Annotated in this window: 22 protein-coding genes; 6 read left to right on the top strand and 16 right to left on the bottom strand. The window is 32.8% G+C overall.

Going from position 1 to position 26,453, the window contains the following annotated elements; genetic code table 11:
- Nucleotides 1-135 precede the first annotated feature (135 nt).
- The 5 genes from Q0X14_RS02110 to Q0X14_RS02130 all read left to right on the top strand — a co-directional run bounded on the left by Q0X14_RS02110 (nucleotide 136) and on the right by Q0X14_RS02130 (nucleotide 7,523).
- The gene (locus Q0X14_RS02110) at nucleotides 136-2,928 is read left to right on the top strand and encodes a TonB-dependent receptor (RefSeq protein ID WP_297841784.1); all 2,793 of its coding nucleotides are present in this window, start codon (nucleotides 136-138) and stop codon (nucleotides 2,926-2,928) included.
- 69 nt (nucleotides 2,929-2,997) lie between these two features.
- Nucleotides 2,998-4,644: a T9SS type A sorting domain-containing protein gene (locus Q0X14_RS02115; RefSeq protein WP_297841787.1), complete on the top strand. Its 1,647-nt coding sequence runs from the start codon at nucleotides 2,998-3,000 to the stop codon at nucleotides 4,642-4,644.
- Nucleotides 4,645-4,723: 79 nt separating this feature from the next.
- Nucleotides 4,724-6,373 (top strand): M28 family peptidase, encoded by a 1,650-nt coding sequence (locus Q0X14_RS02120; protein WP_297841790.1) that lies wholly within the window; start codon nucleotides 4,724-4,726, stop codon nucleotides 6,371-6,373.
- Complete coding sequence (locus Q0X14_RS02125; RefSeq protein WP_297841792.1) at nucleotides 6,373-7,203, top strand: phosphate ABC transporter substrate-binding protein; 831 nt, start codon at nucleotides 6,373-6,375, stop codon at nucleotides 7,201-7,203. The genes Q0X14_RS02120 and Q0X14_RS02125 overlap by 1 nt, the downstream gene beginning before the upstream one ends.
- 92 nt (nucleotides 7,204-7,295) lie before the next feature.
- On the top strand, nucleotides 7,296-7,523 hold the full coding sequence (locus tag Q0X14_RS02130) for a hypothetical protein (RefSeq protein WP_297841795.1): 228 nt from the start codon (nucleotides 7,296-7,298) through the stop codon (nucleotides 7,521-7,523).
- A 5-nt stretch (nucleotides 7,524-7,528) separates the two neighbouring features.
- Here the strand turns inward: Q0X14_RS02130 and Q0X14_RS02135 are convergent, their stop codons facing one another.
- The 9 genes from Q0X14_RS02135 to Q0X14_RS02175 all read right to left on the bottom strand — a co-directional run bounded on the left by Q0X14_RS02135 (nucleotide 7,529) and on the right by Q0X14_RS02175 (nucleotide 16,632).
- A complete protein-coding gene (locus Q0X14_RS02135) occupies nucleotides 7,529-8,464 on the bottom strand; it encodes a metallophosphoesterase (protein ID WP_297841798.1) in 936 nt (311 codons plus the stop codon).
- A 30-nt stretch (nucleotides 8,465-8,494) separates the two neighbouring features.
- Nucleotides 8,495-10,267, bottom strand: a complete 1,773-nt coding sequence (locus Q0X14_RS02140) for a lysophospholipid acyltransferase family protein (protein ID WP_297841801.1) — start codon at nucleotides 10,265-10,267, stop codon at nucleotides 8,495-8,497.
- Between the two features lie 68 nt (nucleotides 10,268-10,335).
- Complete coding sequence (locus Q0X14_RS02145) at nucleotides 10,336-11,190, bottom strand: sterol desaturase family protein (RefSeq protein WP_297841814.1); 855 nt, start codon at nucleotides 11,188-11,190, stop codon at nucleotides 10,336-10,338.
- A gap of 16 nt (nucleotides 11,191-11,206) precedes the next feature.
- Nucleotides 11,207-12,085 (bottom strand): N-acetylneuraminate synthase family protein, encoded by an 879-nt coding sequence (locus tag Q0X14_RS02150; protein WP_297841817.1) that lies wholly within the window; start codon nucleotides 12,083-12,085, stop codon nucleotides 11,207-11,209.
- Nucleotides 12,086-12,094: 9 nt separating this feature from the next.
- Nucleotides 12,095-12,619 (bottom strand): HAD family hydrolase, encoded by a 525-nt coding sequence (locus Q0X14_RS02155; protein WP_297841819.1) that lies wholly within the window; start codon nucleotides 12,617-12,619, stop codon nucleotides 12,095-12,097.
- The gene (locus Q0X14_RS02160; protein WP_297841821.1) at nucleotides 12,613-13,428 is read right to left on the bottom strand and encodes an SDR family oxidoreductase; all 816 of its coding nucleotides are present in this window, start codon (nucleotides 13,426-13,428) and stop codon (nucleotides 12,613-12,615) included. Before Q0X14_RS02160 ends, Q0X14_RS02155 begins: the two co-directional genes overlap by 7 nt.
- Before the next feature lies 1 nt (nucleotide 13,429).
- On the bottom strand, nucleotides 13,430-14,773 hold the full coding sequence (locus tag Q0X14_RS02165) for an aminotransferase class III-fold pyridoxal phosphate-dependent enzyme (protein ID WP_297841824.1): 1,344 nt from the start codon (nucleotides 14,771-14,773) through the stop codon (nucleotides 13,430-13,432).
- Between the two features lie 9 nt (nucleotides 14,774-14,782).
- A complete protein-coding gene (locus Q0X14_RS02170; protein WP_297841827.1) occupies nucleotides 14,783-15,580 on the bottom strand; it encodes a glycosyltransferase family protein in 798 nt (265 codons plus the stop codon).
- Entirely contained in the window at nucleotides 15,577-16,632 is a 1,056-nt protein-coding gene (locus tag Q0X14_RS02175) for a hypothetical protein (RefSeq protein ID WP_297841830.1), read from the bottom strand. Before Q0X14_RS02175 ends, Q0X14_RS02170 begins: the two co-directional genes overlap by 4 nt.
- Nucleotides 16,633-16,850: 218 nt before the next feature.
- Between Q0X14_RS02175 and Q0X14_RS02180 the strand changes: the two genes are divergently transcribed.
- Nucleotides 16,851-17,792, top strand: coding sequence for an LD-carboxypeptidase (locus Q0X14_RS02180; RefSeq protein ID WP_297841832.1), 942 nt, complete (start codon nucleotides 16,851-16,853; stop codon nucleotides 17,790-17,792).
- Here the strand turns inward: Q0X14_RS02180 and ispE are convergent.
- From ispE to Q0X14_RS02215, 7 genes are all read right to left on the bottom strand, one after another.
- Complete coding sequence (gene ispE / locus Q0X14_RS02185) at nucleotides 17,785-18,624, bottom strand: 4-(cytidine 5'-diphospho)-2-C-methyl-D-erythritol kinase (RefSeq protein ID WP_297841834.1); 840 nt, start codon at nucleotides 18,622-18,624, stop codon at nucleotides 17,785-17,787. The genes Q0X14_RS02180 and ispE overlap by 8 nt on opposite strands.
- On the bottom strand, nucleotides 18,605-19,450 hold the full coding sequence (locus Q0X14_RS02190) for a homocysteine S-methyltransferase family protein (protein WP_297841837.1): 846 nt from the start codon (nucleotides 19,448-19,450) through the stop codon (nucleotides 18,605-18,607). The genes ispE and Q0X14_RS02190 overlap by 20 nt, the downstream gene beginning before the upstream one ends.
- A gap of 41 nt (nucleotides 19,451-19,491) precedes the next feature.
- On the bottom strand, nucleotides 19,492-20,622 hold the full coding sequence (locus Q0X14_RS02195) for a glycosyltransferase family 9 protein (protein WP_297841839.1): 1,131 nt from the start codon (nucleotides 20,620-20,622) through the stop codon (nucleotides 19,492-19,494).
- Entirely contained in the window at nucleotides 20,597-21,679 is a 1,083-nt protein-coding gene (locus Q0X14_RS02200) for a glycosyltransferase family 9 protein (RefSeq protein ID WP_297841840.1), read from the bottom strand. The genes Q0X14_RS02195 and Q0X14_RS02200 overlap by 26 nt, the downstream gene beginning before the upstream one ends.
- Nucleotides 21,666-22,694, bottom strand: a complete 1,029-nt coding sequence (locus Q0X14_RS02205) for a glycosyltransferase family 9 protein (protein WP_297841842.1) — start codon at nucleotides 22,692-22,694, stop codon at nucleotides 21,666-21,668. The genes Q0X14_RS02200 and Q0X14_RS02205 overlap by 14 nt, the downstream gene beginning before the upstream one ends.
- A 10-nt stretch (nucleotides 22,695-22,704) precedes the next feature.
- Nucleotides 22,705-25,473, bottom strand: coding sequence for a DNA polymerase I (gene polA / locus Q0X14_RS02210; RefSeq protein WP_297841844.1), 2,769 nt, complete (start codon nucleotides 25,471-25,473; stop codon nucleotides 22,705-22,707).
- Nucleotides 25,474-25,719: 246 nt separating this feature from the next.
- Nucleotides 25,720-26,283: a hypothetical protein gene (locus Q0X14_RS02215; protein ID WP_297841845.1), complete on the bottom strand. Its 564-nt coding sequence runs from the start codon at nucleotides 26,281-26,283 to the stop codon at nucleotides 25,720-25,722.
- Between the last annotated feature and the right edge of the window lie 170 nt (nucleotides 26,284-26,453).

Below are 26,453 nucleotides of genomic sequence, written 5' to 3' on the forward strand. Positions count from 1 at the left end.
ACCCTTGAAAAAGAGCATTTTTCAAGGGTTTTTGTTTTCATACCGATTTCTTAACACTCAATTAATATTCTCTTAACATTCTCTTAACATTAGAATTTTAAGTTTGGGCGTCAAATAAAAGGAGAGAGTGTCATCATGTTTAATAAAAAAAATTTCTCAATCGTGTGTCGTAAGTTTCTGAAAAAAGTTTTTCTTATTTTCTTACTTGGTTATCTTCCCCTGATTGCTCAAGGTAAGGGCTCAATAACCGGATTGGTTCTTGATAAAGAAACCGGTGAAGCTATAATTGGTGCAAATGTTCTTATAGAAAATTCAAACATTGGAGCTGCAACCGACCTTGAAGGAAAATTCAGAATTGAAAATGTAAATCCGGGTAAGTACAATGTTATCGTTAGTTACATTTCATATTCTAAAATTACAATCAAGGATGTTGAAGTTACTGCAGGCAAATCAACCGAATTAAAAGTTGCTTTGACATCAGAAGCGATTTCAGTGGATGAAGTAGTAGTTGTTGATAAGCTTGACCGTTCTTATGAAAATGCTTTGATTAACCAAAGAAAAAAGTCTAATTCGATAAGTGATGGAATTAGCTCTGAACAAATTAAAAAGAGTAATGATGCTTCAACAAGCGATGCTCTTAAGAGAATCCCTGGTGTTACATTACTTGATAACAAATTTATTTTTGTCCGTGGTACAAGTGAAAGATATAGCAATGCACAATTAAACAACACTTCTTTATCAAGCACTGAACCAGAAAAAAAATCTTTCGCTTTCGATTTGTTACCAACAAACTTACTTAGCAATACAATTGTAGTTAAATCTTTTACACCGGATATCTCAGGAGATTTTGCCGGCGGAACAGTCCAGATTAACACCGTTGATTTTCCAGACAGACTTAAAATAAACCTTAGTTATTCAACCTCATACGTATCTAATACATCATTCAAAGATTTTTCAACTTACTCTGGTGGAGGTAGCTTCTGGGGATTTGATAATGGAACAAGAGCTTTACCATCATCATTTCCTGCTAATCTTGGTTCGGCGGGTTTAACCAGAACTGAAATAAATGAACTTGCTAAGTCTTTGAATAATGTTTGGGCGCCGGAAACAAAACGTGCTCCACTCAATAACAATTTTTCACTATCAATTGGTGATGGAACAACTTTGCTGGGACAAAATTTTGGTTTTGTTGCTGCATTTTCATTTAGAAATTCATATAAAAATTCTGATGTAGAAAGAAATGAATTCGAAGCAAGCGGAGAACCAAGATTTGAATTTAAAGGTGTTCAATCGACTTATTCCACAATGATGGGTGGAATGTTAAATCTCAGTTATAAGTTATCTGATCTGCACAAATTTTCTTTAAAGAATACATACAGCCGATCAAGTGATGATGAAGTTTCAGTGCTTAACGGAGCTCAATATACTGATGCAGGCAAAGAGCAGATTCAAACAGCTTTAAGATTTGTTGAAAGAGATGTTCTTTCCTCACAAATAAACGGAGAACATTATTTTCCTTTTCTTAACAATTTAAAATTAGACTGGAAGACATATTATTCAGAATCAAATCGTAATGAACCCGATTACAGAAGGATTCTCTACGGAAGGGATATCGGAACTAATGATCCATTCGCCGCGATACTTGGTTTTCAGCCAAACTTAAAAAATGGCGGTAGATATTTCTCAAATCTTTTTGATAAAACAAGAGGAGCAAGTGTTGATTTGACAATTCCAACTTCTTATGCAAAATATAAATTTGGTTCATTATACGAAGAAAAGAAAAGAGATTTTACATCGAGGTTAATCAGTGTAATTATTAATGCTTCAGGAAATGGCTTCACCGATTTTAACCTTCTTTATTTGCCATTGAACGAGATATTTGCACCTGAAAATTTCAGAAGAAACGGTTTCTCTATTGAAGAATATCAGAATGGTTCAAATAATTATACTGCTAAGCAGGATGTATTTTCAACATATGGTATGATTGAATTACCATTTTATTTCCTTGATCAGGAATTCAATTTTGTCGGTGGTGCACGTTTAGAAAATTCTCTTCAGCAGATAAATTCTTTTGACTTGAGTGGTCAGATTCCTTTAAGCAATCAACTTAAAAAAGTAGATATTCTGCCATCTGCTAATTTGATTTACAGAATTAGTCCAATTACAAATTTAAGACTTGGCTACAGCCAAACAGTAAACAGACCTGAATTAAGAGAACTTGTTTCATTTGCATACTTCGATTATGCAACACAAACCTCTGTAAGAGGAAATCCAAATCTTCAAAGGGCACTTATCAGAAACTATGACTTAAGATTTGAAATCTTTCCTGGTGTCGGAGAATTGATTTCAGCAAGTGTATTTTATAAATCAATCAGTGATGCTATTGAAAAAGTAGTTGTAACCGGTAGCGCACTTGGGTCTGAGAGAACATTTACAAATTCTGATAAAGCAAAGATTTACGGATTTGAATTAGAAGGAAGATTCACACTGGCATTCTTAGGTTCATACTTCAATAACTTTTCTTTGAATGGAAATTATAGTTGGATTAAATCAGCTGTAACAGTAAAAGGCACAGAAACAACAATACCACGAGAAGAAAGACCACTTCAAGGTCAATCGCCATATGTACTGAACTTTGGTCTGTACTTTACCGAACCAACTATCGGAACAACTTTCGGAATACTTTACAACAAAATCGGGGAAAGAATTGTTGAAGTAGCTACAGCTTATGAAGAAGATGTAACTGAGCAACCAAGAGATTTAGTTGACATTGTAATATCCCAACCTTTCCTCGATAACTTCGAAGTTAAATTGGGAATAAAAGATTTACTTTCTCAAGAGCATGTTTTTACTCAGGGAAATAAAAAATCCAGAGTTAACAGTTCTAATACCGGAATTTCACTTGGGTTATCATATAAAATTCAATAATGAAGAGAGAGAAGAGAGAGAAAGCGTTGAAAAGACTAACAAACATTATTAACAAATCAAGGAGACAAAATGAAAATAATTAACAAGTTCGTTTTATTCACTTTTGTTGTTTTTGTTTTCAGTCTGGCTGAAACATTTGCACAGCTTGCACCTGTTGACAGTGTGATTGAAGGTAATATCAACTCAAATGCTTTCCTCTCTAAAAACAAAAGATATCTCTTAAGGGGTTTTGTAAATGTTAACCCGCCTGCAACACTCACAATTCAGGCTGGAACAGTTATTTATGGTGAAAAATCTACTAAAGGTTCACTCATTATTAACCGTGGTGCCAAGATTATTGCTCAAGGAACTCCAGATGAGCCAATTGTTTTCACTTCACAAGAACTACCCGGTAACAGAGGTCCTGGTGATTGGGGAGGAATAATACTCGCCGGTAATGCTACAATTAATGTTCCCGGTGGCACAGCAACACTCGAAGGTGGTACAGGAACTGTATATGGTGGTGGTACAACTCCTAATGATGATGACAACAGCGGAATCCTTAAGTATGTAAGAATTGAATTTCCGGGAATTGCATTCTTGCCGGATAACGAAATTAACGGATTAACTCTAGGTGGTATTGGTCGTGGAACCACTATAGAATATGTGCAGGTTAGTTATTCTGGTGATGATTCCTTTGAATGGTTTGGTGGTACTGTTAACGGAAAATATCTTATCGCTTTCAAAGGTGTTGATGATGAATTTGATATGGATTTCGGATTCAGAGGAAATCTTCAATTTGGATTTGGCTTGAGAGATCCAAACATCGCCGATATAAGTGGAAGTAACGGCTTTGAAACTGATAATGATGGAACAGGAACATTCAATACACCAAGAACACTTCCAGTAATTTCGAACTTTACGGTTGTTGGTCCAATGCCTGATACATCATTTACTGCATACAATCCGAATTTCAGAAGAGGTGCTCATATCAGAAGAAGTGCATTAACCTCAATTTATAATTCGATTGTTATGGGATATCCTATTGGATTATTGCTTGATGGTTCCGGTGTTGGTAATGCTGCAATCGGTGATACTTTACAAATAAGAAATTCCATTTGGGCTGGACTAAGAGCAGGAAATGGAATAATCACAAATTACGGTCAGTTAAATGCTCTCCAGTGGTATGATACACCAGCTTATCAGAACAGAAGATATGTTCAACCTTCTGAAGTTGGTTTGATCGCTCCGTTTAATCTTACAAGTCCTAATCCTGTTCCAAATTCTGGTTCACCTGCAGCAACAGGAGCAGCGTTCAGTAATCCAAGACTTGGAAGTTTCTTTACACCAACTTCTTATGTCGGTGCTTTTGATCCTTCCGGAAGCAGATGGGATTTACCGTGGGCAAACTACGATCCACAAAACACCAGCTACATTTTATCAGTTGAAGAAAATCAGATTAACGGAATACCAACTGATTTTACTCTAAGTCAGAATTATCCAAATCCGTTCAATCCTTCAACAAAAATTGTTTATTCAGTTGCAAAACCTGGTAAAGTAAAATTATATGTAACAAATATTCTTGGTCAGGTTGTGGAAGAATTAGTAAATGATTTTAGGGAAACCGGTACTTATGAAATTAATTACAATGCAGAAAACTTAAGCACAGGTTTGTATATTTATACACTTGAGGCAGGGAACACAAAAATCTCAAAGAAGATGACTTTGCTCAAATGATCTCTCCTCTCTCCTTCGACAAGGGGCGTTGCCATCGGCAACGTCCTTTTTTATTTTTTGGAAGAGCATTTAAGTATTTATGAAAAGTTTTTTCCTAAAATTATTATTACTTCTATTCATTCTCTGCTCAAAGAATTTTTCTCAGGAAACAGTTGATTATTTCAGAGCATTCGAATCAATAAATGGGGATTCTATTCTGAAACATCTTCAATTCTTAGCTAGCGATGAACTTGAAGGAAGGGGTTTAGGTAGCAGGGGAATTAAACTTGCCGCAAATTATTTAGCTGAAAAATTCAATGAGTATGATTTAAAAAAAATTCCGTCTACAGATAGTTATTTTCAGGAAATACCTTTTATTGGAAGCAGAACACTTTCTTCATCCGAATTTAATTTTTACATCGACGATAAGGTTATTTCACTTAAATATTCGGATGATTATTTTCTATATAAATCCGGTCAACAAACTTTTATACCATTACCAACTGAATTAGTTTTTGTTGGTTATGGAATCGTTGCTCCTGAATTTGATTATAATGATTATCAGGCAGTTGATATAACAGGAAAGATTGCAGTATTTCTGGATAGTGAACCGTTATCTAATGATCCTGAGTTCTTTAACGGAAATGAAATTACTTATTACAGTTTTGCTGAGGTTAAAAGACAGACTGCTTTACAAAGAGGAGCAGCAGGAACAATCTTAATTCCGTTTGAGAAATATTCAGGTTGGGAAAATGTGACAAAAGATTTTGCAAAAGAAGATATAAGACTTGCGTATGACCTAACCAGTAATTTTAGTGTCATAATAAATCCTGCAATTGCGAAATTAATTTTTAATGGTTCTCAATATTCATTTGATGATATAATTGAGATGCATCAGAAACATCAGTTGAAATCATTTCCACTTAAAACTAAAATTAGTTTCAGAGGCAACTTTAAAGAGAGAGCTTTTGTAGGTAAAAATATCATTGGAATTTTACCAGGAAGTGATGACAAACTTAAAGATTCATACCTGATTATTTCAGCTCACTATGATCATTTAGGAATTGGCTCTCCAATACAAAATGATTCGATATACAATGGTGCTTTGGATAATGCTATTGGAGTTTCGGTTCTGATTGAACTTGCAAGAGCTTTCTCATCATTAAATACAAAGCCAAAGCGAACCATTATTTTTATTGCTTTAACCGGTGAAGAAAGTGGATTACTTGGTTCTATCTATTACACTGATAATCCGGTTTTCCCATTATACAAAACAATTGCAAATGTGAACATTGACGGGATTGCATTCTTCAGAGATTTTGAAAGTGTGATAGGAGTGGGTTCAGAATACTCATCACTTAAAAATAATTTAAGTGAAACAGCAGAACGTTATCAGATAAGTGTAGAAAAAATTCCTGAGGAGTTTGAGCAGTTAACCTCTTTCACAAACAGCGATCAATATACATTCGCATCAGTTGGAGTACCTTCAATACTTGTGCTTGAGGGTTTGCAGAATAGAACGAAATCAAGAGAAGAAGTATTGCAATCGTTTATTGAATATTTTGAATTAAGATATCACACACCTAAAGATGATTTGAATCAATTTATTGATGAAGTCGCTGCTGAGCGGCACACAAAAATACTTTTTGATTTATGTTATCATATTGCAAACTCAGTTGATGAACCTAAATGGAAATCTGACTCTCCGTTTTTAAAAGCAAGATTAAGAAGTATTGCAGAGAAAAAATAATGAGTAAAAATATCATCACGCTTTTAGTTTTTTCTTTATTGTTCAGTTTTTGTTCATTTAAACCAAGCGGTGAAAATGTAATAACAATCTCCGGTTCAGATACGATGTATGAACTGAATGAAAAGTTAGCTAAGGAATTTATGATTGATAATCCCGGAATATCGGTTTATGTGAAAGGCGGTGGAACAAGATTAGGTATTTCAGACTTAATTAAGAACAGAACTGATATTTGTGCTTCATCCCGTAATTTACAACCTGAAGAATCAAAATTGTTAGTTGAATACTATGGCTCGCTTGCATTAGTATATCTTATAGCAAAAGATGGATTGAGCATTTATGTAAATCCAAATAATATCGTGAATGACTTAACTGTTGATCAAATAAAAAAGATTTTTACCGGGAAAATTAAGAACTGGAAAGAAGTTGGTGGAAAGGATACTGTGATTATTCCTGTTCTGCGAAATCCAAATTCCGGTACTTACCTCTACTTCAAAGAACATGTGCTTGATGATGAAGAATATACCAAGAACGGATTAACACTCCCAACAACAAAAGAAATAATTAAATTTATTTCCGAGAATGATAATGCAATTGGTTATGGTGGTGTAGGTTATAAAGAGGGGATAGTGCAGATAAGGGTTGAAGGTGTTTTTCCTGTTGAAGAAAACATTCGTAATGACTCATACCCAATCACAAGATATCTTCATTTTTTTGTCTCCGAAACTCCATCAGGAAATGTAAAAAAGTTTATTGACTGGACGCTTTCACCAAAAGGGCAGAGCGTCATCAGAAAAGCAGGATTTATTCCGCTTTGGGATTACTCACTTTAGAATTTTTCTTAACAATTAAGTAATGTTCTCTTAACATTCACTTAACCTTTGCTATATAATTTCCGTCAGTAAAAAAATCATTAATCTGAAAAATGAAATTTCAACTATCGGTTAAAGGAAATAAAATGAAGCAATCCTTGTTGAATGAAAAGAGCTCGGATATTTTCAGTTGGAAAGAAATAAAAGAAAATCCATTTGAACTATTCAAATCCGAAATTCTCAACTACGGATTTTTAATCAATCAAGAAAATATCGACTCTAAAATTGATTGGGCTATTGAATATGAAATGATTTATAATTCTCAGTTGATGGAAATTTAATTTGATTAAATGGGGGACAATCTTAAAATTGTCTGATACTCCTTTCTGAACAAATCTTCAATCTTTACTTCACCACTTTCAGTTAATTTATGTAGCTCACAATGAGTTTTATCAGGTTCCACTTTTATAATATTCACTCTCAATGATTTGCCTGTATATCCAACGGTTGATGCGCCTGCATTCAAAAAGGCAATTCCTTTTCTCTCATAAAACTCATTGTAATGAATATGCCCGTGCAACACAATATCAATGTTATGCTTTTGGAATAAACTTAAAAGTCTTTTCTTCTTTTTCAGTTTCATTGTTTGTTTTTCAATATTCTGCCAGAGGCCTGCAATTGACCTTTTTGTATTTTTCATTTTATTAAAATGATGATGAATTGCTACGATTTTGAATACATCTCTATCATTAAATTTTTTCAATAAATCATCAATCTTGTTAAAGTGTTTTAGTTTCACTTCTCCATTAGAAGCAAATGAGTTTTTATACTTTGAATATTCGGCTATCGAATTAATTCCGAGTATAATCACATTGTCCAAATCTTTGATGAAAGGAAATTGACTTTCTTCATTTGCTACAATAGTACCATAAAAAGTTTCTTTAAAGATTTCTTTGAACAAATTCACTTTAGCATCATAGTCAACTTCTTTACATCTTTCAGGGAAAGAAAAAATATCAACAGGTTTTTGCGGTCCTCCGAAAATATCGTGATTGCCAGGAATTAAAGTAAGATTTAGATGAGATGAAAATCCAAATTTATTCAACATTCTTTTTAGGATTAGTAAATCGCTTTCATCTGCATTATCAGTTAAATCACCTGTAATAATTAAATGCTCTACAGATTGTGATGAAATATATTTTAGCAGTCTCTTAACACGTAAAAGATTCGAGTCTTTGAACAGAGTGTTCAAGTGAAGGTCAGAAATGTGAGCGATTTTCATTTTAAGTCCTTAATTGTATGAAGATAAATTTTAAACTTGAATTTGTAGTTGTTTTTTCATTTCGTTTGATAATTTTTTCTCGTTCACTTCTAGATATCTTTTTCTTTTGTTTTCTTTCAGATAATTCAAATCAAGTATTATAAATGCATCAACACAATTGCTAAAATTAGTATCAATATTAAATCCTGCAAACTGAATTCCTCCTGGCATACATAAATCAGAATACTGTTTGAATAAAGTCGGAATCGAAAAACCAAGATTACTCAGAAGGTTTTTCAATAAAATCATTTCTTTATTGTAATCATTATGGGTAAATAAATTTTCAAATAAGGATTTTGATTCAGCTGATACAAAATATTGATTGTGCGGAGAAACAAGCTCCTTTTTTGGAGGAAACCATTTTGAATAAAACTGAATGATTAAATCTTTAGCTTCAGGTGAATAGTTATTACTCATGCTAACAGGACCAAATAAATATCTGATATTCTGATTTGTTAATAAATATTTCCCGATACCTTGCCAGAGATAATCCAGTGCTAAAGAGTTCCAGTACTTTGACTGAATAAAGCTTCTTCCCAATTCAATGGCATTAAAAAGATATGGAATTAATTCATCATTGAACTTGAAAAGAGTTGAAGAATAAAATCCTTCAAAACCATGATTTTTTATGATAAAACTTCCTTCAGCAAACCTGTATGAACCAACAATTTCAAGCTGGTTATCATCCCATAAAACAATGTGTTTATAATGCTTATCAAACTTATCTGAATCTTTTTTACTTCCTGTTCCTTCTCCAACTTTTCTGAAAGTTAATTCTCGCAGGCGTGCAATTTCCCTGATAACATTTTTACTCTTGTCATACTCTACAAGAAATATTTTTTTGAAGTCTGTAGTCTCGCCGAGTAATTGATTTGAGAAAAGTTCGCTTCTAATCTGTTTTGTTGATACCGGATGAATGATATTCTTTTCAGTCTCAAAAATTCCTTTTTTATTTTTTGCAATCAGATAAAGATGCTTCTTTAACGACTTTGAAAGGAAATCTATTCTCTGATATTTGGTATTTAGTGCTTTAGGCGAAATCGGATGACCAATCTTTAAATCAAATACTTTATTCCGTTTGTTGAATAACTCATACGGCAGCAAGAACATTGAAAGTTTTTTGCTTAAAAGGGAAGTGAAGTAAAATAAAAGTGAATTTCTTCCTTTGATATAAACCGGTAAAACCGGTGCCTGAAATTTATCCGCAAAATAAACTGCACCTTTATTCCATTTTTTATCTTTTATTCCATTGATTGTTAATCGTGCAACTTCTCCTGCAGGGAAGATAATTATTGCAAATTCTTTTTTGATAGTTTCAGAGATAAGTTCATAATTCTTTTTCAAATCCTTTTTAGATAGAAGATCAAACGGGAGAAAAAATTCAGAGATATTTTTCAAATTCATCAAAACATCGTTTGCAATAATTTTTATATCGCTTCTTACTTCTGATATCAGTTTCAAAAGAACTAAACCATCTAATCCTCCAAGCGGGTGATTTGCAACGATAATCAGTTTTCCTTCGCTTGGAATTTTTTCTCTGTCTTTTGAAGAAATCCGATAGGAAATATCCAACTGGTCAAAAAGCTCATCAATAAATTCAATTCCTGTTTTATCACCATGCTCAGAAATGAAACGATTTATTCGTGGTACGAAAAGCAATCGGTTCAATAATGAGAAAAATAAATCAGAAATGAATGAAGGATATTTAGATAAAAATCCGGGTGACTTTGAGTAGATAATATCTTTAATACTGATATGATTCATTTAATTTTATTGAATTCATATCAGAAATCTACTCGACTAATGTTAATAGATTATTAAGCTAATGTTAATTAATCTTTAACTAATTCACTTTCTTTTTTTCTTTTGAAACTTCTGAATGCGTATAAAGTCTGAGCAAAATAATTATTTGGGAAAAATGTTTTAAGTCCGTATTCATCAGGTTTTGCAGGTGGAAGAAAAGCAGTTCCCCAAATCCAATCCCAGATGGCGAGTTTTGTAGCAAAGTTTCTGTTTCTGCCTTTGCCGGTAGAGTGATGCCAGCGGTGCATTTCAGGACCATTTATAATTTTCTGAAGCCAACCGGTTTTAACATCAATATTGGAGTGAATATACATTCCCCACACAGCGCTAATAACACCTTTGTAGGCAATTACTTCTGGTGGAGAGCCAAGTAAAACAATTGGTGCGAACTCAACGGTTTGGTTAATCAGAATTTCGAGTGCATGCGATCTTGAGCCGGAAAGCCAATCAACTTTTTTAGGTGAGTGATGAGCTTCGTGTATTCGCCAAAGCCATTTGTTGCTGTGTTGCCAGCGATGCATCCAGTAAATGTAAATGTCGTGTGTAATTGTGAAGAAAACTAACTGAATCCAGATTGGCACATCAGAAAATAATTTAAGTCTGCTTATGCCGGTAGTCGAATCAATAAAATTAATTATATATCCGAAAATTATAATACTTAGAATATAGCTTTGTGCAATTGTGTAAAGTGCAAGGTCATCAAAAAATCCTTCTCTCAGAACTTTCTGACCTTTATTGTAAGGAAAAATTCTTTCTAAAATTATAAAAAGCACTGCAGCAGAAATGATAATCAGCATTGAATATTTTTCTGCTGAAGACATTCCGGTTAAATAGTTATAGATAAAATTCCATACATCTGAAAAAATATCTGCTCTATTTAACATTTCATTCATCATAAAATTATTTTACTCTTCTTAGTTTTTGAATCTGACTTTTTTCGCTATCATAAACTTTTTTTATTCCATCACCTAATGCAAGTTCTATATCGCGAATATTTGAAACAAGTCTTTGTAAACCGCCCATTTCAACAGAAGCTGCCTGATCTGTTCCCCACATTGCACGATCAAGAGTGATATGTCTTTCAACAAAACAAGCACCCAAAGCAACTGCAGCCCAGGTTGGTGCTAAACCAACTTCGTGTCCTGAATAACCAATTGGAATATCAGGATATTTTTTTCTGAGTGTTTCAATCATTCGTAAATTTAATTCTTCATTCTTACACGGATAAGCTGATGTTGCATGAGCAAGTAAAAGATTATCCTTTCCAAAGAAATTAACAGCAGCTTCAATTTGTTCCATTGTTGACATTCCGGTGGACATCATTACAGGTTTGTTTAATTCTTTATGCTTTTTCAATAATTCAAAGTCTGTTAGTGATGCAGAGGGTGTTTTATAAATTGGCGGATTAAATTGTTCAATAAAATCAACCGAAGGTTCATCCCAGCATGAAGCAAACCACATTATTCCAAGTTCTTTACAGTAACGATCTATCTCCGCATATTCTTTTTCTCCAAACTCAACTTTATGACGGTATTCGATATATGTAATTCGTCCCCACGGTGTATCTCTTTCAAGATTCCATTGGTCTTTCGGAACACAAAGTTCCGGTGTTCTTTTTTGAAATTTAACTGCATTACAGCCAGCTTTCTTTGCGCCTTCAATCATCTTCTTTGCAATTTCAAGATCACCATTATGATTGATGCCTATTTCAGCAATGATGAAAACCGGATGACCTTCACCTATTAATTTATCAGCAACTTTAATTTCTCTTCTTTTCATTTATTACCTTTATTGTTTTAGGGAAATAATTAATTCAGCAAATTCTCTGAACGCACCATAGCCGCCTTTTGCTTCGCATACATAATCGCTTATCTCTTTAATAAAACTCATACCATCTGCAGGTGCTGCAGTGAATCCAACAAGTTTCATTATGTCATAGTCATTAGAATCATCACCAATATAAGCTATGTTCTCAGAACTAAGTTGATTCTTCTTCTTAATTTCTTCGAGCAGAGCTTCTTTATCCTTAACTCCAAGATAAACCTGAGTGATTTTCAGTTTTTCAGCTCTTGATTTTACAGTGCCTGAATTTTCGCCAGTAATAATTATGGTTTCAATGTCGGCATATTTTCTTAATCTTTCAACGCCCATTCCATCACGGATTGAATATCTCTTCAGTGCTTCACCAGTGGGGGAGTAATAAATTCCCGTGTCTGTTAAAACTCCATCTACATCAGTTATAATCAATTTTATTTTTTCAGCTTTGGATTTTAGATGAAGATTTTTTTCTGCCAGTTTTTTATCAATTACCATGCTGTCCAACCTCCGTCAATTACTAAATTAGCTCCTGTCATATAAGATGAAGCATCACTTGCGAGGAAAACAATTGCACCTTTATAATCTGTTGGTGCAGCCATTCTTCCAAGCATTGTTTTTGCTGAATAATTTTTTATGAAATATTCATCCTGATTGTTTTCTACTCCACCCGGAGATAGAGTGTTCACTCTAACCCCTCTATTGCCCCAGTAAGCGGCAAGAAATCTTGTGAAATTAATAATTGCTCCTTTTGTTGCCGGATATGCAGGCGATTTATAAAACGATTGACTACCATCCGGTCTTTTATAAATTGATTGATCGGGACCAACCATTCCATAAGTTGAAGCAATATTGATTATACTTCCTTTATTTTGATTAGCCATAACAGTTCCGATAATCTGAGAGCAAAGAAAGGTTCCTGTCACATTTACATCGAGAGACTTTTGCCACATTTCAAGCGGATAATTTTCAAACATGGAAAGCTCTGCGGCAGCTTGAGGATTTTCAAACATATCATTGATTGCGGCATTGTTTACAAGAATATCAATATGTCCAAACTCGTTTAAAGTTTTATCTCTTAGATTTTCAATTGATGCTCTGTCAATTATATTCACACCAACTCCGATCGATTTAGTCGGAAGAGTCTTGGCAAATTCTTTACAAGCATTTTCATTTAGATCTGTTACAACTACATTAGCACCAGCTTCAGACAAAGCAAAGCAATGATGTTTTCCGATTAAGCCAAGCGCTCCTGTTACAATCGCAACCTTTCCTGTTAAGTCAAATAATTTTTTCACATCATTCATATTATTTCTTTACTTTTGGTTTCATATTAAAGTTACCAACTCTTCTGAAAACTGGCTCAACAGATTCGCCTCTCAGATATGCTTTAACATTTTTCTCTTCGACTGCTTTTTTAAGAATTGGCAAAACATCTTCATAAGCTTTTAATGTGTATTCGATATCTTCATCGGTATGAGAGAAAGACATATTATGAAATCCTCCCCAAAGTATTCCGCGCTTTATCATTTCCTGCTGAACTAATGATTTCATTTCAAGTGGATTGCATCCGGATTTTTCAGCATCAAATGTAATTATTGTTCTGCAATCAAATCCGGAACATTTTGTGTAATCCATTCCGAGTTTATTAGCAATAGCATTATAACCATCTTTAAGTTTTCTTCCTTGCTTTGCAAGATATGCAGGAACATTTTTTTCAATGATTTCTGTAACTGTTGCTTTAACTGCAGCAAGCGAAAGTGCCTCACCGCCAAATGTTGTAAAGAAGAAAACATCTTTCTCAAGTAATTGCATAATTTCTTTTTTGCCTGTCAAGATGGATATCGGCATTCCATTCGCAACAGCTTTTGAGAAACAAGCAAGGTCTGCTTTAACACCAAAATATTCCTGAGCACCACCAACAGCTACTCTGAAACCAGTCCACATTTCATCAAAAATCAGAACAGTTCCATTTTCAGTGCAAATATCACGAAGTTTGTGAAGGAAATTATCTTTTGGTTCGTCAAAAACGAATGGCTCAAGTATAACGCATGCAGTATCTTCATCTATTGAATCAATTACCGATTGAATATCGTTGTAATTAAAAGTATAACTTAAATCCTGAATTGATTGTGGAATTCCTTTGTTTCTGTCTGTTACTGCGATATACCAATCGTGCCAGCCGTGATAGCCACAGCATAGAACTTTATTTCTTCCTGTGTAAGCTCTTGCAAGCCTTACTGCTGCAGAAGTAACATCCGCACCAACTTTACTGTATCTTATACTTTCTGCATTTGGTACAACTTTGTTAATAAGTTGAGCTACTTCAACTTCCAGTGGATGCATCAAAGAAAAAGTAATTCCATCTTTAAGTTGTTCACGAATTGCATCATCAACTTTATCATAAGCATAACCAAGTGATAAAGGACCAACAGCCATTGTGTAATCAATGTATTCATTTCCATCAACATCCCAAACATGCGAACCTTTACCTCGCTTAAGATATTTTGGTGCAACGCCTTTAATGTTTTGTCCGGGACCTTTTGCAAGTGTTTGTGTTTGAGCAGGTATTAATTCAAGTGCTATCTTGTAATACTCATCCGACTTTGTTATGACAGGATAGTCTTTGTTAAATTCAACTTTGTTTGGCATAATAAAACCTCAGATAATTTTTGTTTGATCAGCTGTTATAGTTTTTAATTCATTAAGATGATTACGATACCAGTTAACTCCATTATACTTTTCGTTTATTTTTTTTATTTCTGGTTTCTCTTCGAGCAAATTCAGAATTTCTTCTAAACTGAATTTGGGATTTTTATTGTAAAGTTCATCATAAACTCTTCTAATAAATTCATAGTCTTCAGGATAATCAATCGTAAAACGATGGCTCATCGAATAATTCAAACCTGTTTCCCATTCAACATTTCCGATTCTGAATTTATCAGGATTTTCCCAAATGTATGGCGTTGTATGTTCACGCTCTAATTTTCTAGTTGCATTTTCCCAAGCATCTTCAAGAACAGAGAAGTGCATTATTTCTACATCGTTACCATCAGGATAAGTTGCAGGATGAAGATTAGAAACAAAATCAAATTTCTCTGAATTTTTTATAAAGTAATCTATTACTTTATCAATAATCCTAAAGTCAATAAGCGGACAGTCCGAGGGAATTTTGACAACCGCATCTGCATTCAAAAGTTTTGCTGCCTGATAATGTCTGTCAAGTAAGTCTTCTGTACTTCCTCTGTAGATGAGAAAATTATTCTTTTCACAAATTTCCTGAATTACATCATCAGATTTTTCTTCAGTAGTTGCGACAATAATTTTACCAGCTAATTCAGACCACCGAACTCTCTCAATCATTCTTTCAAGTAGAGTTTTGCCTGCAAAAGGCATAAGAACTTTATTCGGTAATCTTGTGGAACCTGTTCTTGCTTGTATGACGGTTACAATATTCATTCTATTTGGCTCTTAACTTTCGCAAGTTTCTTTCTAAAATAGAATATGAATTTATTTTCGTTAAAATCTTTTTTGGATTTTTCCGGAGCTAACTCGAGAAGTTTTCTTGCTTCTTCAGCAATATTCTTGGCAGAAGTCCCACCATTCTGAATTGGAGTAAGCTTTTGAATTGTTTCTTCATCAATATCTGAATAGACTTTCTTTCCAAGCGCTGATGCAACAAATATTACGGATGAATATCTTGTGATAAGAACATCGCAATTTGCAATCATCGGTTCAATAGGAACTCCATAGTAGACTAATGCATCCGGAGCATATTTTTTAATTTCTGCAGTTCTCTTCTTAACATTTTCATTAGGATGAAGTTTGAAAATAAGCAGCTTTCCATTTGCGATGTCTAATGCTTTCTGTATCAACTTTTTTCTGTTCTCATACTTTAGAGTTTCCCTCATGTCCGAAGTAGCAACTAAAACAAAATTTTTATGAGGAAAATCATTATTCAGGTGTTCAGCGCAATTATCAAAATTTGGAATACCGGTTACTTTTAATTTTTCGGGCTTCAAACCTTTAGTGATAAATAATTCTTTAAAACCTTCTGAAGCAACGCAGAAAATATCGTAGAGATCTGATTGACCAGTCATTGTTGTGCTTGCAGCCCAGCGTGGTAAATGTAGTTTTCTTACAAGCTTTGACCAAAAGGTTTCCGGATCTACCATCCCTTCCTGAACCAGAATAATTTTTGAATTACGAATATTATGGGGAATTATTAAATCCTGGCAAGTGAACACCAAATCGTAATGATTTTTTTTACCTTCATAATCAATATTCAAATTATGTTTTTTCAAATAGGCAAGAGTTCTTTTTTTGAATATTCCTCCCATTATTGTAAAATCAAGAATACCAATTTTCGTAAGAAATCTTATGAATCCATCAGCATAGTAAGGAGTGAACCAGGCTTCATATTCAGGTAATTCAAGTGAAATTTTATGCATTTGAGTAGTCTGGTTCAATGAACCACAGATATAAAGAATTTTCTTTTTTTCAGCTGTCATAAGGATATTTTGATTTTATTCTAAAGTATTGAAATCCCTCTAAAATCTATCTCAAAAATGCTCATATATGAGCTAAATTTCAATTTATTAATATGTTAAGTGATATTTATCATTATCATTTTACAAACATTTTACGAGCGTGAAGCTTTATACTTTTTTTGAATAAAGTCTCTGTGATATTATTTTCGCCAAAGTATAAACACTTAATTAGGATTTATATGCAAGTAATCAAACCAGCCCGCCTCAAAAAAGGAGATATAATTGGACTCATTTCACCAGCTTCCTCACCAGATGAATTGTTAAGAATTGAAGAATCAACAAAATATCTTGAAAAGTTGGGCTACAAAATTAAGCTTGGTAAGCATGTTGGAAAGTTTAATGGTTATCTTGCCGGGACAGATGATGAAAGGTTAGAAGATTTTCATTCAATGTTTAGTGATAAAACTGTTAAAGCAATAATGTGTTTAAGAGGTGGATATGGCGCATTCAGATTACTTGATAAAATCAATTACAAGCTAATTCAGAAGAATCCAAAGATATTTGTTGGTTATAGTGAAATAACAGCATTACAGAATGCAATATTTAATAAGACTGGTTTGATAACTTTTGCCGGTCCAATGCCTGCGGTCGATTTTGTTAATAGTGTTAGTCCGTATACAGAAGAGTGGTTTTGGAAAGTTGTAACTTCGAACAAAAAAATTGGAAAGATAAAATATCCGGATAATTCTAAGATGCCTTTTATTAATAAAGGTTTGTCTAATGGAAGGATTTTAGGTGGTAATCTTGCCGTCTTTAGTGCATTATTGGGAACGGAGTATTTTCCTGATATGAAAGATAAAATTTTGTTGCTCGAAGACATTGATGAGAAGCCATATAAAATTGACAGAATGTTAAATCAGTTAAGACTTGCAAAAGTCTTTAAAGGATTAAAGGGAGTTATCTTAGGTAGGTTTGTTGAATGCTACGAGCAAGATCCAAACAAGAAAACTTTAAGTCTCGGAGAAGTTATAGAACATTATTTCAAGACATTAAAGTTGCCAACAATTTATACTTTTCCTCACGGACATATAAAAGACTTTGTAACGATTCCTTTAGGGATAAAGGTAGGTTTAAATGCAACAAAAGGCACTGTTGATTTTTTAGAAAATGCTGTTAGCTAACTCTTTGTAAATAAGTAAAATAATTTTTGCATTTAAAAAATTGTTCAGCTTGATAAGCTGACTGTTCATCATTAAAAAATCCAAAGACCGTCGAACCAGTTCCTGTCATCATTGAAAGTTTCGAATCAAAATTTAACATTCTCATTTTGATTTCTTTGATTTGAGGATATTCTTCAAAAATCACTTGTTCAAAATCATTAGAGGCATATTTTGCAAGATCATCAAAATTAATTTCATCATTTTTTATCAATTCTTTAAGACTAACTTCTGGCAGCTTTGGAATAATTTTGCTAAAAGCCCACTTAGTTGAAATATGAATTCCTGGATTTACAATTAATAGGTATCCATTAAAAGAAATTTTAACCGGTAGCAACACTTCGCCTCTTGATTCTGCATAAGCTGGAAGCTTCTCTAGAAAAAGAGGAACATCAGAACCTAATTGCAACGCAAGTTCTTTTATTTTAGAATTATCAATCTTCAGGGAAAATAATTCGTTCAGTCCTTTCAAAATACTTGCAGCGTTTGAACTTCCGCCTCCTAATCCTGCACCAATCGGAATATTTTTTTGTAAATGAATATGACAATTAATTTTTTTTCCACTCGTTTGTTCAATCAAATCGTGGGCACGAATGATTAAATTATTTTTATCTTCAGATAATGATTTATCACTCGATGAGAATGAGAAGTTTTCCGATTTTCTAATTGTTATGCTATCGTGAAGTGAAAGAGGGAAAAAGATTGTTTGAAGGTTATGAAATCCGTCATCACGTTTTGAAATAATATTTAATCCGATATTTATTTTTGAAAATGATTTAATGTTTAATTCTTCCATCAAGAAATCCTTTAATTGCTTTTATAAATTCAGGATTTGAGCCACAGCAAGCGCCAATGAATGAAGGATTAAAATGTATTACCTCTTGAACAGTTACTAAATATTCAGCTACAGAGATTGAACAAACTTCAGTTTGTTTTTCACTCGTGCTAAAGCAATTAAGATAAAATCCCCAATTAGGAGGTAATGATAATTGGTTAATTAGTTTTATAAGAATTTTGTCTGAGATACAATTAAATCCAATTGATAAAACATTAGTGTCATTCAAAAAATTGATTACATCGCTTAGTTTTTCGCCACTTAACAAACATAGATTCTCATCAAAATACAAACTCATAACAAATGGAATATCATATTTTTCACAATGCTTTGAGATTATTTTTATCTCATCGAAATGACCTAGAGTTTCATTCAGGATAAAGTGACAACCGTATTCAATCAAACTATCAATATGGTAGCAGTGATTTAATTCCAACTGTTTTTTTGAAATTGTACGTTTAACCTGATAACAATCCTCTGCAGGAGCATTTGATCCGGCAATTAAAACAGGAAGATTTTCTTTAGCTTCACAGGCAATCGAAATTGCTTTTTTCACATAGCGTTCAAAATTTTTTATTCCAACCTGACCAAGAGAGTAAGGATTTGTGCGGAAAGTGTTGGTGGTAATAATATCGGCACCAGCCTCAATATAGCTTTTGTGAATCTTTAAAACTTTGTCAGGATATTTGACATTCGCTTTTGCACTCCAGGCAAAATCAGTTTCAGTCAAACCCATTTTTTCAAGAAGACTACCCATTGCACCATCGAGTACTAATGGTCTTTTCATTTTTTTGCTAAAACTGAAAATGTTAAAATCAGAAAGCAGATTCATTTTCTTGAAATGCTATTAAAATAATTTTCTATTTCTTTAATGATTCTATCCAGGTCAATCATTTTTATACACTCAAGGTCGTAGGGACAAACTTTTTTCCAACAAGGCGAACAGAATAAATCCTTTTGATATAGTTTGATGCCTCTATCGTACAAATCTATTTCCGTCCAACAACTAACTCCAAACCACGCAATTACATATTTTTTTAGTGCAATAGCCAAATGCATGCCGAAAGAATCGCCGGTTACAACAATCTGAGGAATAGATTCATAACATGCACCTCTTCTGACTCCTTCATTAGTCGGAGTATTTATAATTTCCCCTTTGAAATGCTCTGATATAATTTTATTCCTTTCTGTATCTTCTGGTCCACCCAAAAGCATTATTTTATAGTTACCAGTTGAAAGAAGTCTTTCGATTAAATATATGTGCTGTTCAATGGTCATTTTTTTATTAGGATAAAGCTCGGAGCAACCTGTATTGAACCCAACAATTTTATCTGATTCTGAGATACCAAGGGTTCTTTTGTAATCATCAATAAATTTTTTTTCATCATCAGTGAAGTTAAATACATATTCATCACGCTTGTAATCAAGCTCAAATGTTTCTGCAAGATAATCCTGTCCGGTTCGTTGATTAACTTTAAATTTCAGATGATCATCCATTCCAAGTAAATAATTATAATAAGCAGAATCATTGACAGGTATAATTTTCCCATCCTTATTTAAGCCAAATCCTAACTTATTTTTTGCATTCAATGAATTCAATAAAGCACAAGAACGCTGAGACTTATCAACATTCATTACATAATCAAACTCTATTAGTTGTAAAATGGAAAGCGATTCAAAATTATATTCAAGAACAAAGTCAATAAACTGATTGTAGTAGAGAAGAGGAGCGGCAACTTTTAATGTTATCCAATAGATTGTTGATTCAGGAAATTTTCTTTTTAGTGCCGGAAGTTGTGCTGTAGTCATTAGCACATCTCCCATCGCATCAAGGTTAATAATTAAAATTTTTTTTCCAATAGGAATATTGTCTTTACAACCATCAATCCAACAATTGTGGTCGGGATAACAAGGTTTATAACCTGTAAACCTTTTACAACTCGGAATTTCTTTTTGCATTAAGGTGCTTCTCTAAAAATGGAATAAATTTTTTATTTACTTCTTCAAAGGAAACATTAACTAAATTTGATTCTTCTGTAATGATACAATTAAAATCAGTATTGTAAGGACTCCAAATCATATCATTTGTTTTGTATTTTACATAAAGACCAAATACCGGAATTCTTTTTATTGACGCAATATGAATTGCTGATGTATCAGGACTAAACAGCATATCGAGTTCTAAAATTCCTGCTGCAAATTTATCAAAATCTTTTGTGACAGGATAAATTAAATTGTTTTCCGCGATTAATTTTGCTTTGTCGAAATCCTTTGAATCTGTAAATAACAATACATCTACAGGGTAATTACCCAATTCAGATAAAAGTTTTTTAAATGAATCAACTCCCCAGAATCTCGCATCGCTTCCGGCAGAAATGTTTATACCAACTAAAAATCTTTTTTCAGGAAAATTATTTTTGATGAACTCTTTAGCAAATAAAATATTTTCTTCCCTTGGATAGTAACCGATTTTTATTTCATCTTTTGAATAATTAAAACCAAATAATTTGCTGAGTTCTAAAATTCTATCGATTACATGATTCTTCGAAGAATCTATCCTATTAACAGTGTGTGTATAAATCTGATAATTTGATTTTTTCAATCCTAATTTGTAATTACAATCCACAATTGCTGTAACAATACTCACTGTGGTTGAGACATCATCATGAAGATCTACCAGTACATTAATGTCATTTTTTTTAATGAATTTCTTTACATAATTAAAAGCTTTTATCCCTTTTTGAAATACAATCATTTCATCGATATTGGGGTTATTACTAAAAACGAAATAATTTTTTCTATCCGCAAGTACATAAATTTTGCTACCAATTTTTTTCTTTACCAAATCAATAAGTGGAGTGCTGACTAATGCATCACCAATTCTGTTTAATCTTATAAAGATTATTTTTGAATCTTTATTTATGGTTGGTAAGTCTTTATTGTGAGTTCTTTGCTTACTGAATAACAGTAGTCCAAGTAATAGTAATTTTTTGAAGAATTGTTCAATTTTTTTCATCATTCATTTTCAAAAGCTTAAGTGATTTGTTAACAACTTCACTTACATCCATTTCATTAAAGCATTCTTTATTATATGGGCAGATAAGTTTATTGCAAATAATACAATGAAGATCGGATTTAATTACATAATCAGATTTCTTGGAATAAGGTCCGTGTTTTTTTGGATCAGTAGGTCCAAATAATCCTAATGTCGGAATTCCTATCGCTGCTGCTAAATGCATAGGTCCGGAATCATTAGCGATTATCAAGTTACATTTACTTGTCAAAGCTGCTAACTGCTTTAAATTTGTTTCGGGAGCAAGATATGTAAATTGTTCATTTTTCGTGGTTATTGATTTAGCATCCTGATAATCTTCTGGTCCCCAAAGAATTAAAAATTTGCAATCACATTGTGATTTTAATGCTGTCAAAATTTCATTCCACTTTTGTGTTGTACATTTTTTAGAATCCCAGCCTCCGGAAGGAATAATACCTATTAGATATTTTGAGCTAACTATTTTAGAAATATATTGATTAGCAAATTCTTTGGATTCATTATCTATAGGATAAAAAATCTTCTTACTGATAATTGGAATGTCCAAGACTTTTAGCAATTCGAGATTATGTTCGGCTGAATGATAATCACCTCGCCCCACATTTGCTTTAATATTGTAAGCATATTTCCTTCCTCTATATGAGTAGCCAACTCTGTACCTTGCTCCGGAGAGAAAAGTTATCTGTGCAGTCCTGGGATTTGACCATAGATCAAAGACTATATCATACTTTTGTTTCCTGACTTTTTTAACAATTGTCAGGAGAGAATCTTCTTTTTTATAACTTAGAACTCTTGAAACATGTGGGTGAGTGCTTACTGAATCTTTTGCAAACTCTTCAGTTAAATAGTCTATTTCTGCTGATGGGAAAAATGAATGAAGATTATCAAGTATTATTGTTGACAGGATTATATCACCAATGCCTCGTGGTTTGATGCATAGTATCTTTTTAATTTCAGATTTTTTTATTTCTTTGATCATCTTTCATCTGCTAATGAGCATCGAGCCAATTTTCTCCAACTCCTATATCAGCAACCACAGGAACTTTCAACGGAAATGCTTCTTCCATTATTTTTTTGATTAGTGGTTTCAGTTCATCAATTTCGGATTTATGTGCATCAAAAACTAATTCATCATGAACTTGTAAGACCATCCTGGATTTATATTTTTTCTTTTCGAGTTCATTATGGATTTTTATCATAGCAAGTTTTATCATATCGGCTGCAGTTCCCTGAATAGGCATATTTATAGCAACACGTTCTTCAAATTGTCTGACAACCCGATTGTTGCTATTTATATTTTTTAAATATCGTCTTCTTCCATATAAAGTTTCAGCGTAACCTTTTTCTTTGGCTTTGAGTATAGAATCATCCATAAAGTCCTTAACTTTCTTGAATGTTCTGAAGTATGTATCAATAATTTCTTTTGCGTGAGTTTGTGGTATTCCTAATCTTGTCTTTAAACCAAATGGACCAATTCCATAAAGTATTCCGAAGTTAACTTCTTTTGCTTTTCTTCTCATATCTGGAGTTACATCTTCAGGATTAACATTGAAAACCAATGCAGCAGTACTTCTGTGGATATCCTCGCCATTTATAAATGCCTTCATCAAAGTTTCATCTTCACAAATTGAGGCCATTATTCTGAGTTCGATCTGACTGTAGTCTGCAGAAAGAATTAAGTGATTTTTATCCCTTGGTACAAAAGCTTTTCTGATTTCTTTTCCTAAATCCGTTCTGATAGGAATATTCTGAAGATTTGGATCTGTACTTGATAGTCTGCCAGTTGAAGCTCCGGTTTGATTAAAACTTGTATGAATTCTTCCAGTTTTTGGATTTATTAAATTTGGCAACGCATCTGTGTAAGTTGATTTTAATTTTGCAACCTGTCTGTAATTCAGGATTATATCGATTATCTCGTGTTCACCACGAAGATTTTCCAAAGCTCTTGCATCGGTTGAAAATCCTGTTTTTGTTTTTCTACCAGTGCTTAACTTTAATTTATCAAACAGTATTTCCTGAAGCTGCTTTGTTGAATTAATATTGAATTCTTTTCCTGCTAATTGATAAATTTGTTGTGCATAATTATCCATCAGAAGTTCAAGTTCTTTACTCTGTTGCTGCAATGCCTCTGTATCAATCTTAATTCCTTCATACTCCATATTTTCCAAAACCGGAACTAAAGGGAATTCAATATCATAAGCTACTTTTTCAACTTGTTCTTTTTTTAACTCAGCATCCAGCTTTTGATATAATCTAAAAGTTATATCAGCATCTTCAGAGGAATAATTTGCAAGATCCTGAACATCAACATCAAAAATTTTTGTTGGGTCTTTCTTAGTTCCAATTAAGTCAGAAAGGGGAATAGGTTTGTAATTTAAATATTTCTGTGCAAGATCATCCATATTGTGCTTTTGGTCCGGATCTAAAACATAACTTGCAAGCATAGTATCGAAATAAAAATTCTTAACATAAATATTTTGATGCCTTAATACAGCAATATCGTATTTCCCATTCTGGCAAATTTTTCTTATTGATTGGTCTTCGAAAACTGATTTAAATTTTTTAGCAAACTCAGAAATTGGTATTGCCTTTCTGTTTGAATCTGAAAATAAACCAACGCTATCACTGGGTTTAATAGGAACGAAGAAAGCTTTTTCCGGTTCTGTACAAAATGAAACTCCAGCCAATTGAATCTCATATGGTTTTAGTCCATCAGTTTCGGTATCAAATACAAACTCTTTTGAATTCTTCAGATGCTTGACAAGTTTGTCTAAATCTTTTGGATTATCGATTAGTTTATATTCAACATCTTCTATGACAAATGAAGTTTGTTCAATGATTTTTTCTTCTTCTGTTTTTGAATTAAGAACATCAGAATTTCCATAAATTTCAAGCAGTTTTGAATAGAGTGTTTTAAATTCCAGTTCGATAAAAATTTCTCTGAGTTTTTCAAAATCAGGTTTTTCGAATTTTGCCTTTTCAAAATCAAAATCCAGAGGAACTTCAGTGTGGATGGTAGCCAGTTCTTTTGAAAGGAAAGCTTTCTCTTTATTCTCAATCAGTTTTTTTCGAATAGATTCTTTTTCGATTTTATCAATGTTATCGTAAATGTTTTCAATGGTTCCAAATTGCTGAATAAGAGGAACTGCAGTTTTAGGTCCAATTCCTGGAACGCCGGGAATATCATCACTTGAATCACCAACTAGTGCAAGATAATCAACCATATATTTGGGTTCGAATCCAAGCTCTTCAAGAACTTTTTTCTTGTCATATATAATTACTTCATCAGTGGATTTTCCCGGTCGAACTATTTTAGTTTTATCAGTTATTAGTTGAAAGTAGTCTTTATCTGGTGTAATGGCTAAAGATTCCAAACCAAGCTTTTCAGCTTTTTTTACTGCTGTACCAATAATATCATCTGCCTCATATCCTGGAAGGATATAAACGGGCATTTTTAATACATCAATGATTTGTTTAATTCTTTCTAATTGTGGAATCATATCCTCAGGCATTTCCTCGCGTGATGATTTATAAGCTTCATACTTTTCATGCCTGAATGTTTTTTCTTTTGAATCAAATGCAACAGCAATGTAATCAGCTTTATGCTTTTCAAGCACTCTGAGTAATTGAGTAATAAAACCATATACAGCAGAGGTTGGCTCTCCCTTTTTAGTGCTTAATGGACGACTGATAAATGCGAAGTATGCTTTGTAAGCCAAAGCCATTGCATCAATTATTACAAAAAGTTTGTTTTTCATTTCTGTTAAAGAATAAAATTATTACTAAACAAAATAATTATTCATTCATTAAATGTGAAGTATAATTTGATTTGAGTTTATGGAAGTCACGTGAAGTTCATTTGGAACTTATTTCATTATAAGGGATAATGAAATATTATTCTTAAAAGAATAGAAATTAAAAATTTTGAATTGTAATAAATAGGGAAGAGCGAGCATTAGAATTTTAGGGATAGATTATTCTTATGATATCGAATCAATGATGAATTATAAAGATGAACTAAAATCAAAAGACCTTACTAATTCAATATGGTCATTCTTATAAGAAATTTCTCTTATGATTTTTGATTGATTGTTGTAGAATTTCCATGTTCCAACTTTTTTATCATCCTCATAATAACCTAAAGCTTTAAGATCACCGTTGGGATAATACCATTTCCAGGCGCCGTTTAATTTGTCATTGTAAAAAGTTCCTCTTGATTCGAGTTGCCCATTTGGATAGTAATAATTCCAGACACCTTCATTCTTGCTGTCATTCATAACGCCATTTATTTCAATAATTCCATTGAGGTTGGATACTTTGAAGTCGCCGTATTTTTTTCCATCAATCAGGTAATACTCAATAATCTTATCCTGAACTGTATCTTTTATTGCACCAGTATAAGGGGTATCAGCTCCAATTTCATAAATAAGACCGGATTTTTCAATCAACTTTACCTTATTATCATTATTCTTTTTCTCGGATTTATTTCCAAGAACTAAGAATATCGCAATGAATAATATAACAGTATAAACAGTTCCCAAAGAAAAGAACTTTTCTCTGAAAGTCACAGTATTTAGCCCTCAAAAATGGTAGGATGAGAAAAAATCGCACAATCATTTTGCCAGATATAATTTTGTTATTTATTAAAAAAATAAATTTGTGTCTCTCATAAAGAGATTGTGACTCTTTTTTAATTTCAAATTGTTACACAAAATAATAACTATTCTGACTTATTGAT

The sequence above is a fragment of the Ignavibacterium sp. genome, from assembly GCF_025998815.1.
In the GTDB taxonomy this organism is placed as follows: Bacteria; Bacteroidota; Ignavibacteria; order Ignavibacteriales; family Ignavibacteriaceae; genus Ignavibacterium.

Excerpts from the sequence above, each read along its gene's own strand:
- polA (WP_297841844.1), bottom strand. The coding sequence starts at position 25,473 with ATGAAAAACAAACTTTTTGTAATAATTGATGCAATGGCTTTGGCTTAC.
- Q0X14_RS02120 (WP_297841790.1), top strand. The coding sequence starts at position 4,724 with ATGAAAAGTTTTTTCCTAAAATTATTATTACTTCTATTCATTCTCTGC.
- Q0X14_RS02190 (WP_297841837.1), bottom strand. The coding sequence starts at position 19,450 with ATGAAAAGACCATTAGTACTCGATGGTGCAATGGGTAGTCTTCTTGAA.
- Q0X14_RS02160 (WP_297841821.1), bottom strand. The coding sequence starts at position 13,428 with ATGAATGATGTGAAAAAATTATTTGACTTAACAGGAAAGGTTGCGATT.
- Q0X14_RS02200 (WP_297841840.1), bottom strand. The coding sequence starts at position 21,679 with ATGAAAAAAATTGAACAATTCTTCAAAAAATTACTATTACTTGGACTA.
- Q0X14_RS02195 (WP_297841839.1), bottom strand. The coding sequence starts at position 20,622 with ATGCAAAAAGAAATTCCGAGTTGTAAAAGGTTTACAGGTTATAAACCT.
- Q0X14_RS02110 (WP_297841784.1), top strand. The coding sequence starts at position 136 with ATGTTTAATAAAAAAAATTTCTCAATCGTGTGTCGTAAGTTTCTGAAA.
- Q0X14_RS02150 (WP_297841817.1), bottom strand. The coding sequence starts at position 12,085 with ATGAAAAGAAGAGAAATTAAAGTTGCTGATAAATTAATAGGTGAAGGT.
- Q0X14_RS02165 (WP_297841824.1), bottom strand. The coding sequence starts at position 14,773 with ATGCCAAACAAAGTTGAATTTAACAAAGACTATCCTGTCATAACAAAG.
- Q0X14_RS02205 (WP_297841842.1), bottom strand. The coding sequence starts at position 22,694 with ATGATCAAAGAAATAAAAAAATCTGAAATTAAAAAGATACTATGCATC.
- Q0X14_RS02145 (WP_297841814.1), bottom strand. The coding sequence starts at position 11,190 with ATGTTAAATAGAGCAGATATTTTTTCAGATGTATGGAATTTTATCTAT.
- Q0X14_RS02175 (WP_297841830.1), bottom strand. The coding sequence starts at position 16,632 with ATGACAGCTGAAAAAAAGAAAATTCTTTATATCTGTGGTTCATTGAAC.
- Q0X14_RS02180 (WP_297841832.1), top strand. The coding sequence starts at position 16,851 with ATGCAAGTAATCAAACCAGCCCGCCTCAAAAAAGGAGATATAATTGGA.
- Q0X14_RS02170 (WP_297841827.1), bottom strand. The coding sequence starts at position 15,580 with ATGAATATTGTAACCGTCATACAAGCAAGAACAGGTTCCACAAGATTA.
- Q0X14_RS02155 (WP_297841819.1), bottom strand. The coding sequence starts at position 12,619 with ATGGTAATTGATAAAAAACTGGCAGAAAAAAATCTTCATCTAAAATCC.
- Q0X14_RS02140 (WP_297841801.1), bottom strand. The coding sequence starts at position 10,267 with ATGAATCATATCAGTATTAAAGATATTATCTACTCAAAGTCACCCGGA.
- Q0X14_RS02130 (WP_297841795.1), top strand. The coding sequence starts at position 7,296 with ATGAAATTTCAACTATCGGTTAAAGGAAATAAAATGAAGCAATCCTTG.
- Q0X14_RS02125 (WP_297841792.1), top strand. The coding sequence starts at position 6,373 with ATGAGTAAAAATATCATCACGCTTTTAGTTTTTTCTTTATTGTTCAGT.
- ispE (WP_297841834.1), bottom strand. The coding sequence starts at position 18,624 with ATGGAAGAATTAAACATTAAATCATTTTCAAAAATAAATATCGGATTA.
- Q0X14_RS02115 (WP_297841787.1), top strand. The coding sequence starts at position 2,998 with ATGAAAATAATTAACAAGTTCGTTTTATTCACTTTTGTTGTTTTTGTT.
- Q0X14_RS02135 (WP_297841798.1), bottom strand. The coding sequence starts at position 8,464 with ATGAAAATCGCTCACATTTCTGACCTTCACTTGAACACTCTGTTCAAA.